Below are 11681 nucleotides of genomic sequence, written 5' to 3' on the forward strand. Positions count from 1 at the left end.
CCCAAATAGTTATGTCTTGAATACGCATAAGCCAGCACGAAGGCTGGCTTATGGGTGTTTATTTCTTACCGCAGAACCATCAATCGGCTTGTGGAGCTTCCACCGGCTTGACCGCTTCTTCGTAAGAGACCGCTTTATCGGTCACGCTAGCTTTCTGCAGAACAGTATCCACAACTTGTTCTTCCAGCACAACCGAACGGACTTCGTTCAGTTGCTGGTCGTTCTTGTAGTACCAGGACACGACTTGCTCAGGCTCCTGGTAGGCCGAGGCCATTTCCTGGATCAGCTCGCGAACACGGGCTTCGTCAGGCTTGAGTTCGAACTGCTTGACCACTTCGGCGACGATCAGGCCCAGCACGACGCGGCGCTTGGCTTGTTCTTCGAACAGCTCGGCAGGCAGTTGGTCCGGCTTGATGTTGCCGCCGAACTGCTGAACAGCCTGTACGCGCAGACGGTTCACTTCGTTGTCCAGCAGGGCCTTTGGCACTTCGATCGGGTTGGAAGCCAGCAGACCGTCCATGACCTGGTTCTTGACCTTGGACTTGATGGCTTGGCGCAGTTCACGCTCCATGTTCTTGCGAACTTCGGCGCGGAAACCTTCCAGACCGGTTTCCTTGATGCCGAACTGGGCGAAGAATTCTTCGTTCAGCTCAGGCAGTTTCGGCTCGGAAACGCTGTTGACGGTCACGGTGAACTCGGCGGCTTTGCCAGCCAGGTCCAGGTTCTGGTAGTCCTCGGGGAAGGTCACGTTCAGCACGCGCTCTTCACCGGCCTTGGCGCCAACCAGGCCATCTTCGAAGCCAGGGATCATGCGACCGGAGCCCAGTACCAGCTGGGTAGCCTTGGCGGAACCGCCAGCGAACACATCACCGTCGACCTTGCCGACGAAATCGATGTTCAGTTGGTCTTCGTTCTGGGCAGCACGCTCGGTCACTTCGAAACGGGTGTTCTGCTTGCGCAGGATGTCCAGCATCTTGTCCAGGTCGGCATCCGACACATCAGCGCTCAGGCGCTCGACGGCGATGGATTCGAAACCGGCAACCGTGAACTCCGGGAACACTTCGAAAGTAGCGACGAATTCCAGGTCCTTGCCTTTTTCCAGCACTTTAGGCTCGACGGACGGAGCGCCGGCCGGGTTCAGCTTCTGCTCGACGACCGCTTCGTAGAACGAAGACTGGATCACGTCGCCCACGGCTTCCTGACGCGCATCAGCTTCGTAACGCTGACGGATCACGCTCATTGGCACTTTGCCTGGGCGGAAACCTGGGATTTTGGCCTTTTGGGCAGTCTGCTGCAGACGCTTGTTGACCTGAGTCTCGATGCGCTCAGCCGGCACGGTGATGCTCATGCGGCGCTCAAGAGCAGAAGTATTTTCAACAGAAACTTGCATGGATATTCCTCGTTGCACAGACGTTGGCCGGGCGTTTCCGACCCCAGAATCAAGGGCATGCATTCTAGTAGGTCAAACTCAAGAAGTCACCCTACTGAAAACGCGCGGGAAACAGGCGCCGGATTTAGGACGGGACAAACGGTCATGCCCCGCCCGGATTGCAAATACAGTCGATTCAGTCCAGGGCTCTGCGCCAACGCTTCTATATATAGAAGCGGCTTGTCCGATCGCGCAGCGCCCCGCCCCACAAGGAGACCGACGGGCATGCCACGCATCATCACGAAACACATTCGCGACAAACCGTCCGCTGTACGCAACCGCAAAAACAGCGCCGACGCCAAGCACAGAACCACCGAAAACAAAAACGGCGCAGCCCTTTTCAGGTACTGCGCCGTTTTCTGCTATTTAAATAGCGACTTGTATGGTGCGGACGGAGAGACTCGAACTCTCACACCTTGCGGCGCTGGAACCTAAATCCAGTGTGTCTACCAATTCCACCACATCCGCGTATCAAGCTTTTAAAGCAAAGGCGCCAGATTGTTAGATCTGGCGCCTTTCTAGAATATGGGGTGGACGATGGGGATCGAACCCACGACAACGGGAGTCACAATCCCGTGCTCTACCAACTGAGCTACGCCCACCATATTGCCTTGTTGCCTTACTTGTGCCAAAGCTGCCTAATTGGCGCACCCGGCAGGACTCGAACCTGCGACCATCCGCTTAGAAGGCGGATGCTCTATCCAGCTGAGCTACGGGCGCCTTTTTAATCTGTATTCTTGGACGATTACAAACTAAGTGCTTTCAGTTTTGCCGAGTTGAAACAACCAACTCCGCTCGACCTTCTTAACCAGTGCTAGGCTGTGCCCGACAAGTGCGACGAATGTTATAGACGGCCTGATAGGTCGTCAACTCTTTTTTAAAAAAAATTCATTTAATTAAAGGGGTTAGGGGAATTTGCAGACCAAGCGCCTTTGCCCTCACGCCCCGGCGTGCGAGAATGCGCTCTCTTTTTTTCCCCTCTCGATGGTTAACCACGCGCAATGACTGCACAACTTATCGACGGCAAATCGATCGCCGCCAGCCTGCGCCAGCAGATCGCCCAACGAGTCACCGAGCGCCGCCAGCAAGGCCTGCGCACGCCCGGCCTTGCGGTGATCCTGGTCGGCAGCGATCCTGCCTCTCAGGTTTATGTCTCGCACAAGCGTAAAGACTGTGAAGAGGTCGGCTTCCTTTCCCAGGCCTACGACCTGCCTTCCGAAACCACCCAGCAAGCGTTGGCCGATCTGATCGATCGCCTGAACGACGATCCGAACATCGACGGTGTTCTGCTCCAGTTGCCGCTGCCTGAACACCTCGACGCCTCCAAGCTGCTGGAGCGTATCCGTCCAGACAAAGACGTCGACGGCTTCCATCCTTATAACGTCGGCCGCCTGGCCCAGCGTATCCCACTGCTTCGCCCCTGCACCCCCAAGGGCATCATGACCTTGCTGGAAAGCACTGGCGTGGACCTGTATGGCCTTGATGCCGTGGTGGTGGGTGCGTCCAACATCGTTGGTCGCCCGATGGCCATGGAGTTGCTGCTGGCCGGCTGCACCGTGACCGTGACCCATCGCTTCACCAAGGACCTGGCCGGCCATGTCGGCCGTGCCGACCTGGTGGTAGTGGCCGCCGGCAAACCCGGCCTGGTCAGGGGTGAGTGGATCAAGGAGGGCGCCATCGTCATCGACGTGGGCATCAATCGCCAGGACGACGGCAAGCTGGTGGGCGACGTGGTCTACGAGACCGCCCTGCCCCGCGCTGGCTGGATCACCCCGGTACCTGGCGGCGTAGGCCCGATGACCCGCGCCTGCCTGCTGGAAAACACGTTGTACGCGGCCGAAACACTGCACAGCTGATAGCCCTCGACAAAGCCCCTGTGGGAGCGAGCTTGCTCGCGATAGCGGTAGACCGGCCAACCTCCAGGTTGACTGACACACCGTTATCGCGAGCAAGCTCGCTCCCACAAGTGTTTCTGGTGATTGGGATTTAGCCGCCAGGTGTCGGTCGTGTGCACGGCTCGCGCAAACTACGAATTTTTCAGATTCGATTCGCCAGAATCCCCCTTCATTAAACTTTATTTATTCACAACCCCTGGCGGTACAGGCATATAGCGCTGCTGTCGCCCATACTCCTAGAATGCGACGTTTTTTTAAGTCGTTGCTCAACGGCACCTTCAACTCCATCGAGTCTACTCGCGTGAAAATCCATCTTTCGATCATCAGCCTGTTCATCGCTTTCACAGGCAGCTTTATCACGCAAAACGTCGTTGCACAGGAAACCATCGCGCCCCCTCGGGACACGACCAAGCTACAAGTCGCCTCGGGCAGCGCGATGTTGCTGGACTTGCAGACGGATAAAGTCGTCTATTCGAGCAACCCCGACGTGGTGGTGCCGATCGCTTCGGTGACCAAGTTGATGACCGGTCTGATCGTGCTGGATGCCAAACAGAACCTGGATGAATACATCTCCATCACCATCGCCAACACTCCGGAGATGAAGGGGGTATTTTCGCGGGTCAAGCTCAACAGCGAACTGTCACGCCGGGACGTTTTGCTGATCGCCCTGATGTCTTCGGAAAACCGCGCCGCCGCCAGCCTCGCCCACCACTATCCGGGCGGCTATGCGGCGTTCATTGCCGCCATGAACGCCAAGGCCAAGGCGCTGGGCATGACCAGCACGCATTACGTCGAGCCGACGGGCCTGTCGATCAACAACGTCTCCACTGCCAGGGACCTGACCAAGTTGCTGATCGCCGCCCGCAAGTACCCGCTCCTGAGCGAATTGAGTACGACCAAGGAAAAGACCGTTACCTTCCGCAAACCGGTGTATAGCCTGGGGTTTCGCAATACCGACCATTTGGTTCACAAGGCCAACTGGGATATCCAGTTGACCAAGACCGGCTTTACCAACCAAGCCGGCCACTGCCTGGTGCTGGTAACGAAGATGGGCAATCGCCCGATGGCGCTGGTGATCCTCGACGCCTTTGGCAAGTACACGCACTTCGCCGATGCCAGCCGGATTCGTAGCTGGGTGGAAACCGGAAAAAGCGCCGCCGTGCCGGCGGTGGCCCTGCAATACAAGGCCGCCAAGAATCTCAAGAGCCGCCAGAGTGGGGTGGTGGAAGCCTCCAAGTAATCCACGAATCAAAAAAGCTCCGATTCGTCGTAATGCCAACCTCATCGCGAGCAAGCTCGCTCCCACAGATGATCTTGGGTGTTCACAAGTTTTGTGTTCACTGAAGGCCCATTGTGGGAGCGGTGCACATGAATTTTGTGCCTGCTGAAGATCCAATGTGGGAGCGAGCTTGCTCGCGATAGCGGTGGCTCAGCCACATAGATGCCGGCATGTGCCCCGCTCTTGCTCTTGCTTTGGATCCTGATCTGGACGCTCTTCCAAAAGTGACCCGCTTTAAGAGCGGAACCGCCAGTAGCCGTTACCGCAGAAACGGATCTACACACCAAACTACGCGTCCATGAACAGCATTACCCAACTCGCTGGGACCTTTTAATCTATGGCTTCAAGTCACCCAGCGGATCATAAGGCTCAGGCTTTCGCTCATCCTTCTTATCCAGCGGCGCCTTGGCCGGCCCGACCGGATCGACCTGGGGATCCTCAAGGTCCGGCGAGTCCGGATCGAACCCCAAATCATCACCACTGGAATGCTCGGATGAATGTGGCCCCGTAGGTGTCTTCGACTGTGCCATGCGTGCCTCCTCCTATCACGGTCGGAAAAATGCCCAACCCTGACGATAAGAGCCCCAGCCCTGCCAGGTCGTGCCCGGCAAGTGACGAACGGGATGAACGATCAATGGGCGGCGCTGAGCGCCTTGGTGGCCCGCGCCGCCGCTTGCTCCTGCCCTGCCCCGGCCAGATCGGCCGCCGCTTTCAACCAACGCTGTGAGTCGACATTGGCCGGAAGCTGCGTAGGGCGCTGAACCAGCACCGCCCAGCCACCCGCGCTCTGGAAGGCCGACTCGAAGGCACTGAAACTCATCAACTGCCGACGATTCATGCCTGCACGCAACAACACCGTCTGCTTCTGGCGGTTGTAGCCGGCGAGAATCCCATACCGAGGCGCGGCCCAAAACGCCGAACCATCGACATAGCGCACCAGCACCGGATAACCCGCCGCGACCTGCTCCAACAGCGCGGGCAGCTTGGCGTCGAGGGGATACACCAGCAGCCCGTACTCGCGCGCCAGTGTTTGCATATTTTTCTGCAAGTTGGCTTCGCCACCGGGTAGATGCAGGGGTTTTTCCAACAGCCCTGGAGTGATCACGGTGCCTTGCAACGTCAGCAAGGCGGCCAGGGATTGCGGGGCGCCCTGGTGCATTTCGCCACGATAGAACGGCACGCTGTTGAGTTCTACCCGTTCGGGCAGGCGCTGGATCTGCGGCGATACGCTGCCCGCGCAACCCGCCAGGGCGACGAGGCAGGACGCCGCCAGTACCAATGATCGAAACGATGGAATGACTGGCGACATGATGACTCTCTTGTTCAGGTACCCGGCATCCGGGCCAGGCGTGGGTCGACGATCATAAGGTGCGCACAGCCCTGGGTATAGCCATAACAATCGTTTTAAAAGGGCGATAGAACGAACCGATCCATACCCCAGCGCCATACATCGACAAGCTGCAACACTTGAGCGACTAGACTGTCCATTGTACTGGGTGCGTTATCCCGAACCGGGGATAGAAGGAGGCACAAATGAGCCTGACGACGACAATCCTGATGCTGATATTCGGCTGGCTGAGCGTAGCCACGGCCATGCTGTGGGGGGTGCTTCGAATCGCTCGACGCCACCATCACGCGCCACCTGCGCCATCGGGAAAAGCCGCCAAACCTGCCCGGCACCACGCTGCCGCGCACTGACCCCTCACCTTCAAACCCATCGTTCTCAAATCCAAAAAAAAAGCCACCCGGGCCTGGACCCGGGTGGCTTCTGCCTGCTGCCTGGAATCAGGCGTTGTCGGGCAGCGCCTTTTCCTTGGCCCTGCGGGACAACATGTTCAACACCTCGATCGCCGCCGAGAACGCCATGGCCGCATAGATATAGCCTTTCGGTACATGGGCGCCGAAACCTTCAGCGATCAGCGTCATGCCAATCATGATCAGGAAGCCCAGGGCCAGCATGACCACCGTCGGGTTGTCATTGATGAACTTGGCGAGCGGTTCGGCCGCCAGCAGCATCACCAGCACCGAGACGACGACGGCGATGATCATGATTGGCAAATGCTCGGTCATGCCCACGGCAGTGATGATGCTGTCGATGGAGAACACCAGGTCCAACATCAGGATCTGACCGATGGCCGCGGCAAAGCCCAGGGTCACACCGGACGTGGCCGACTTGGGATCATTCGGCGCCGGGTCCATGCTGTGGTGGATTTCAGTGGTCGCTTTCCACAGCAGGAACAGGCCGCCGGCGATCAGGATCATGTCTTTCCAGGAGAACGCCTGGCCGAGGATTTCGATGACCGGCTCGGTCAACTGCACAATGAAGGCAATCGTGCTCAACAGGCCCAAGCGCAGGATCAGCGCCATGCCGATACCGATCCGCCGCGCCTTGGCACGATGCTGTTCGGGCAGCTTGTTGGTCAGAATCGAAATGAAGATCAGGTTATCGATGCCAAGCACGATTTCCATCACGACCAGAGTCGCCAGGGCGATCCACGCGGTGGGGCTGGCGGCGAGCTGTAAAAGATAATCCATGGTTCAGTCCTGACTGATGTGACGCGTTAGATGGTTTTGGTAGGGGTTTGTGTTTCGTCAGCTTCGTCCGCTGGCTCTTTCTTCGGGCTGATCAAGCCGCCGGTGGCTTCGCTGATCGCCTGTTCGGCGGCCTTATGGGTATCGTCGATGGCCTGCTTGGCGGTTTCCGCAGCCTGCCCCATTAACTGCTGGGCACTTTTTTCAGCCTGTTCACAGCCCGCCAGTGTCGTTGCCGACATCACCAACAGGGCTGCAAGCCCCAGGGTTTTATAGGTCATGGAATATATGCCTCTTGAAGAATAGAAGGAGCTCGAAAGTGGCCCACCAATGGCCAGGCATTCTAGAGAGACGAATACTTCAGGAAAATTCGTATTTTCAGCGGTTATACTTCGATTTTTACGAAGCAATGTGAACCCATGCTCAATTATCGACAACTGCATTACTTCTGGGTGGTGGCGAAAACCGGCAGCATCGTGCGTGCGTGCGAGCAGTTGAACCTGACCCCACAGACCATCAGCGGGCAGATTTCCCTGTTCGAGCAAACGTATAACATCAAATTGTTTCGTCGTGTCGGGCGGCAGTTGGAATTGACCGAAGCCGGCCGTCAGACACTGCCCTACGCCGAACACATGTTCCAGTTGGGCGGTGAGCTGGAACTGATGCTGAGGGCCCAGCCCAACGAGCAGCAAACCCTGTTCCGGGTCGGAGTGGCGGATGTGGTGCCCAAGTCCATCGTCTATCGACTCTTGGCGCCGACCATGGAGTTGAGTGAGCCGCTGCGCATCACCTGTCGCGAGGACAAGCTCGAACGGCTGCTGGCGGACCTGGCAATCCAGCGCCTGGACCTGGTGATTTCCGACAGCCCGATGCCGACCCACCTGGACATCAAGGGCTACAGCCAGAAACTGGGGGAATGCGGGATCAGTTTTTTTGCCACCGCCGCGCTGGCCGAACGCTACGGGCAGGATTTCCCCTATGGCCTCAATGACGCTCCGCTGCTGATTCCCGGGCCGGAAACCGTGGTGCGCAGCCGCTTGCAACGCTGGTTCGCCGAGCAACAGATCCAACCACGCATCGTCGGCGAGTTCGACGACAGCGCCTTGATGCAGGCCTTTGGTCAATCAGGCAGTGGGATTTTCATCGGCCCGAGCGTGATCGCCGAAGAGGTCAAGCGTCAGTACGGCGTAGAAGTGATCGGCCAGACCGATGCGGTGAGTGAATCCTTCTACGCCATTTCGGTGGAACGCAAGGTCAGCCATCCTGGCATCGTTGCGATTGCCGAAGGCGCCCGTCGCGAGTTGTTCAGCGCTTAGCTATCCAGGCAAGTCGCGCGGGGCTTGAAAGTCATCAGGAGCAACGCCAGCAGAATCGAGACGAAGATGAACCCGGCGGCCGCGAACCCGACACTGCCCAAGCCCAGGGTATCGATGACCCGGCCACCGATCATCGCCCCCAGGCCAATCCCCAGGTTGGCCCCGGCGATGTTCAACGAGGCGGCAAACGCCGGGGCCTGCGGGGCTGCCTTCATCAACCGCACATGGCTGACCAGGAACAACGCGGCCTGGGTCACGCCCCAGATGCCCATCGCCGCCGCCAGCGCGAGGGGTGAATGGATGCTTGGGACCAACGCCACCATGCCGCCGATCAGGAACAGGCAGAACACCATCGACGCGATCAGCGGATGCCGGTCCACCGCACGGCCGCCCAAGGAGTTGCCCAACAGCCCGACGGCGCCGAAGCCCATCAGGCACCAGCCCACCAGGGTGCCATCGAATCCGGCGAGGCGTTCGAGGATATCCGCCAGATAGGTGTAGGCGGTGAACATGCCGCTGAACACCAGGATCGACAACAGCACGTGCCCTTGCATCAACGGGCTGCGCAGGATCTTCAATTGCGAACGGAAGCTCACCTGATGCTGGTGCAAGTTGGTTTTCGGCAAATAAATAAACAGCAACAAGGCCTTGGCGAAGGCAATGACCGCCAGGATCGCGAAGGCACTGCGCCAGCCAAACGCATCGGCGATCAACGTGCCCACTGGAATGCCGAACACGGTGGCACAGACGATGCCGAAGCCGATCCGGGCGATAGCCCGCCCGGCCAGTTGCGGCCCGACAATGTCCACCGCCGTTTCACTGGCCAGCGCCCAGAACACAGGCAAGCCCAGGGCCGGGATCAATCGGGCAAGGGCCATTACCCAAATGTTGGGGGCAAAGGTGGCCAGCAGGTTGGCCAGGCCGAACATCACCAGCACGCTGATAAACAGCTTGCGCCGCTCGAAGCGGGCGAACCAGGCCGTGAGGAACGGCCCGAACGCCGCCACCGTAAACGCGAACAACGTCACCAGCAGCCCGGCCTGGGGAATGCTGACGTGCAGGTCCCGAGCGATGGAGGGCAACAGGCCGACGATGACGAATTCCGTGGTCAGCACGGTGAAACCGGCGGCCGACAGCAGGAAGATGGGTAGCAACATGTAGAACTCCAGCAAAACGACGACACCAGCGTTAGCCCTGGGGCCCGCTGGCGGAAAAAAAGTGAGAGTGACAAAGCCTAACAGAATGCGCGCGTCATACAAACGCTCGGCATGGCCCGGATAAGGGTGACGGACTGTCACAGGTCCGGCAGAGTTTTCACCGGCTGTGCTAAAGTCCGCGGCCTGCAAACGCCGTACTTTCTCTCGGTCCGCTCATGTGGCCTGCCCGCTTGTTGCCCTGATCTGTCGACCGTTGAACACAATAAAATCAGAGATGCCGCTATGACAGCTTCGTCCGTTACCCCTTTGCAACGCCTTAAACGCACCAGCCTGGTGACGCAAATCATCATTGGCCTGATCGCCGGTATTGTCCTGGCATGGCTGGCGCCCGACCTGGCCAAGTCCACCGCCTTCATCGGCAAGGTCTTCGTGTCCGCGCTCAAGGCCGTGGCACCGATCCTGGTGTTCGTGCTGGTCATGGCGTCGATTGCCAACCACAAGCACGGCCAGGAAACCCATATCCGCCCCATCCTGTTCCTCTACCTGCTGGGCACGTTCGCCGCGGCGGTGGTCGCGGTGGTCGCCAGTACGCTGTTTCCGTCCAGCCTGGTGCTATCGACCCAAGACGTCGCAGTCACCGCGCCCGGTGGCATCAGCGAAGTGCTGCAAAGCCTGTTGCTGAGCGTGGTGGATAACCCGGTCCGGGCACTGATGGACGGTAACTTCATCGGTATCCTGGCCTGGGCCATCGGCATGGGCATCGCCATTCGCCATGCTGGCCAGACCACGCGCACCGTGCTCGAAGACCTGTCCAACGGCGTGACCGTGATCGTGCGCCTGGTGATCCGCTTCGCCCCGCTGGGGATCTTCGGGCTGGTGGCCTCGACCCTGGCCACGTCCGGCTTCGGCGCCCTGCTCGGCTACCTGCACCTGCTCACTGTGCTGATCGGTTGCATGCTGTTCGTGGCGTTGGTGGTCAACCCACTCATCGTGCTCTGGAAGCTGCGTCGCAACCCTTACCCGCTGGTGTTCACCTGCCTGCGCGAGAGTGGCATCACAGCGTTTTTCACCCGCAGCTCGGCGGCGAATATCCCGGTGAACCTGGAACTGAGCAAACGCCTGGGCCTGCACGAAGACACCTATTCGGTGTCGATCCCACTGGGCGCGCCCATCAACATGGCCGGCGCTGCCATCACCATCACCGTACTGACCCTGGCCGCCGTACATACCTTGGGTATTGCAGTTGACCTGCCAACAGCCGTGCTGCTGAGCGTTGTCGCCGCCATTTGCGCCTGCGGTGCGTCCGGGGTGGCCGGCGGTTCGCTGTTGCTGATTCCCCTGGCGTGCAGCCTGTTTGGCATTCCCAGTGAGATCGCCATGCAAGTGGTCGCTGTGGGTTTCATCATCGGTGTCCTGCAGGACTCGGCGGAAACGGCGTTGAACTCGTCGACGGATGTGCTGTTCACGGCGGCGGCGTGCCTGGGTGAGGAAGCGAAGCTGGCGCGTACGGCGTAATCAGGAAGGAACTGAATCTTGCGGTGTCGGTGCTGCCCTCATCGCGAGCAGGCTCGCTCCCACAGTGGATCTGTGTCAGCCGCAAAACCTTGTGGGAGCGAGCCTGCTCGCGATAGCGCCAGATCGCTCACCTCCAATTAGCATGCTTAACCACCTAGACTGCAGCCACAAAAAAGCCCGGGAACGGCCCAAACCGTCCCGGGCTTTTTCATGCCGGCGGGGTTAGAACGCGCCCATGTAGTCGCGCTTGCCCACTTCCACGCCATTGTGGCGCAGCAATGCGTAGGTGGTGGTGACATGGAAGAAGAACTGCGGCAGGCCGTAGGTCAGCAGGTAGTTCTGGCCACTGAAGCGTTTCTCCTTCGGCGTCCCCGGACGGGTAACGATTTCGATGCCTTCCTTGCCATCGATCTGCGCAGGGGCGATGCCATCGATAAAGGCCAATACCTTGGCGATCAGGGCTTGCAGCTCGGCGAACGTGGTCTCGCTGTCGTCATATTTCGGCACTTCAATCTCGGCCAGGCGCGCGGCCCCCCCCCGGTCTCTTATACCCATCTC

At 59.1% G+C, this 11681-nt stretch carries 12 protein-coding genes and 3 tRNA genes; 5 read left to right on the top strand and 10 right to left on the bottom strand.

Translation table 11 applies throughout. From position 1 onward, the window contains the following. Nucleotides 1-79: 79 nt before the first annotated feature. The 4 genes from tig to HGO40_RS17220 form a co-directional block, all read right to left on the bottom strand. Nucleotides 80-1390: a trigger factor gene (gene tig / locus HGO40_RS17205; RefSeq protein ID WP_250963994.1), complete on the bottom strand. Its 1311-nt coding sequence runs from the start codon at nt 1388-1390 to the stop codon at nt 80-82. A gap of 422 nt (nt 1391-1812) precedes the next feature. Then, a tRNA-Leu gene (locus HGO40_RS17210) sits at nt 1813-1897 on the bottom strand. A 58-nt stretch (nt 1898-1955) separates the two neighbouring features. Further along, nucleotides 1956-2031, bottom strand: a tRNA-His gene (locus HGO40_RS17215). A 41-nt stretch (nt 2032-2072) separates the two neighbouring features. Next, nucleotides 2073-2149: transfer RNA gene (locus HGO40_RS17220), tRNA-Arg, on the bottom strand. A 281-nt stretch (nt 2150-2430) separates the two neighbouring features. Between HGO40_RS17220 and folD the strand changes: the two genes are divergently transcribed. Further along, on the top strand, nt 2431-3285 hold the full coding sequence (gene folD, locus HGO40_RS17225; RefSeq protein ID WP_053120836.1) for a bifunctional methylenetetrahydrofolate dehydrogenase/methenyltetrahydrofolate cyclohydrolase FolD: 855 nt from the start codon (nt 2431-2433) through the stop codon (nt 3283-3285). A gap of 340 nt (nt 3286-3625) precedes the next feature. Continuing rightward, nucleotides 3626-4564 carry a D-alanyl-D-alanine endopeptidase gene (pbpG, locus tag HGO40_RS17230; RefSeq protein ID WP_250964000.1) on the top strand — a complete coding sequence of 313 codons (939 nt, stop codon included), beginning with the start codon at nt 3626-3628 and terminating at the stop codon, nt 4562-4564. A gap of 374 nt (nt 4565-4938) precedes the next feature. Here pbpG and HGO40_RS17235 read toward each other — a convergent pair whose 3' ends face one another. Both HGO40_RS17235 and HGO40_RS17240 read right to left on the bottom strand, forming a co-directional pair. Further along, complete coding sequence (locus HGO40_RS17235; protein ID WP_186708331.1) at nt 4939-5133, bottom strand: DUF6021 family protein; 195 nt, start codon at nt 5131-5133, stop codon at nt 4939-4941. 101 nt (nt 5134-5234) lie between these two features. After that, on the bottom strand, nt 5235-5912 hold the full coding sequence (locus HGO40_RS17240; RefSeq protein ID WP_250963995.1) for a peptidase C39 family protein: 678 nt from the start codon (nt 5910-5912) through the stop codon (nt 5235-5237). Between the two features lie 224 nt (nt 5913-6136). On the opposite strand from HGO40_RS17240, the gene HGO40_RS17245 reads away from it, so the two are divergent. Then, nucleotides 6137-6301, top strand: a complete 165-nt coding sequence (locus tag HGO40_RS17245) for a hypothetical protein (RefSeq protein WP_186708327.1) — start codon at nt 6137-6139, stop codon at nt 6299-6301. Between the two features lie 87 nt (nt 6302-6388). Here HGO40_RS17245 and HGO40_RS17250 read toward each other — a convergent pair whose 3' ends face one another. Both HGO40_RS17250 and HGO40_RS17255 read right to left on the bottom strand, forming a co-directional pair. Beyond that, nucleotides 6389-7138: a TerC family protein gene (locus HGO40_RS17250; protein WP_053120828.1), complete on the bottom strand. Its 750-nt coding sequence runs from the start codon at nt 7136-7138 to the stop codon at nt 6389-6391. 26 nt (nt 7139-7164) lie between these two features. Beyond that, entirely contained in the window at nt 7165-7416 is a 252-nt protein-coding gene (locus HGO40_RS17255) for a hypothetical protein (protein ID WP_250963996.1), read from the bottom strand. A 138-nt stretch (nt 7417-7554) separates the two neighbouring features. Here HGO40_RS17255 and nhaR point away from each other — a divergent pair, with 138 nt between their 5' ends. After that, the gene (gene nhaR, locus HGO40_RS17260; RefSeq protein ID WP_250963997.1) at nt 7555-8451 is read left to right on the top strand and encodes a transcriptional activator NhaR; all 897 of its coding nucleotides are present in this window, start codon (nt 7555-7557) and stop codon (nt 8449-8451) included. Here the strand turns inward: nhaR and HGO40_RS17265 are convergent. Further along, the gene (locus HGO40_RS17265; protein ID WP_186708323.1) at nt 8448-9608 is read right to left on the bottom strand and encodes an MFS transporter; all 1161 of its coding nucleotides are present in this window, start codon (nt 9606-9608) and stop codon (nt 8448-8450) included. The two genes, nhaR and HGO40_RS17265, sit on opposite strands and share 4 nt — an antisense overlap. A gap of 282 nt (nt 9609-9890) precedes the next feature. On the opposite strand from HGO40_RS17265, the gene sstT reads away from it, so the two are divergent. Then, the gene (gene sstT, locus HGO40_RS17270; RefSeq protein ID WP_250963998.1) at nt 9891-11123 is read left to right on the top strand and encodes a serine/threonine transporter SstT; all 1233 of its coding nucleotides are present in this window, start codon (nt 9891-9893) and stop codon (nt 11121-11123) included. Nucleotides 11124-11345: 222 nt separating this feature from the next. On the opposite strand, the gene HGO40_RS17275 is transcribed toward sstT, so the two are convergent. Beyond that, nucleotides 11346-11681: DUF1993 domain-containing protein (locus tag HGO40_RS17275; RefSeq protein WP_250963999.1), on the bottom strand; the 336-nt coding region annotated here is incomplete at its 5' end.

The organism is Pseudomonas sp. CG7 (genome assembly GCF_023701885.1).
In the GTDB taxonomy this organism is placed as follows: domain Bacteria; phylum Pseudomonadota; class Gammaproteobacteria; order Pseudomonadales; family Pseudomonadaceae; genus Aquipseudomonas; species Aquipseudomonas zanjanensis.

Coding starts and splice junctions, on each gene's coding strand:
- tig (WP_250963994.1), bottom strand. CDS start 1,390: ATGCAAGTTTCTGTTGAAAATACTTCTGCTCTTGAGCGCCGCATGAGC.
- folD (WP_053120836.1), top strand. CDS start 2,431: ATGACTGCACAACTTATCGACGGCAAATCGATCGCCGCCAGCCTGCGC.
- HGO40_RS17235 (WP_186708331.1), bottom strand. CDS start 5,133: ATGGCACAGTCGAAGACACCTACGGGGCCACATTCATCCGAGCATTCC.
- HGO40_RS17240 (WP_250963995.1), bottom strand. CDS start 5,912: ATGTCGCCAGTCATTCCATCGTTTCGATCATTGGTACTGGCGGCGTCC.
- HGO40_RS17245 (WP_186708327.1), top strand. CDS start 6,137: ATGAGCCTGACGACGACAATCCTGATGCTGATATTCGGCTGGCTGAGC.
- HGO40_RS17250 (WP_053120828.1), bottom strand. CDS start 7,138: ATGGATTATCTTTTACAGCTCGCCGCCAGCCCCACCGCGTGGATCGCC.
- HGO40_RS17255 (WP_250963996.1), bottom strand. CDS start 7,416: ATGACCTATAAAACCCTGGGGCTTGCAGCCCTGTTGGTGATGTCGGCA.
- nhaR (WP_250963997.1), top strand. CDS start 7,555: ATGCTCAATTATCGACAACTGCATTACTTCTGGGTGGTGGCGAAAACC.
- HGO40_RS17265 (WP_186708323.1), bottom strand. CDS start 9,608: ATGTTGCTACCCATCTTCCTGCTGTCGGCCGCCGGTTTCACCGTGCTG.
- sstT (WP_250963998.1), top strand. CDS start 9,891: ATGACAGCTTCGTCCGTTACCCCTTTGCAACGCCTTAAACGCACCAGC.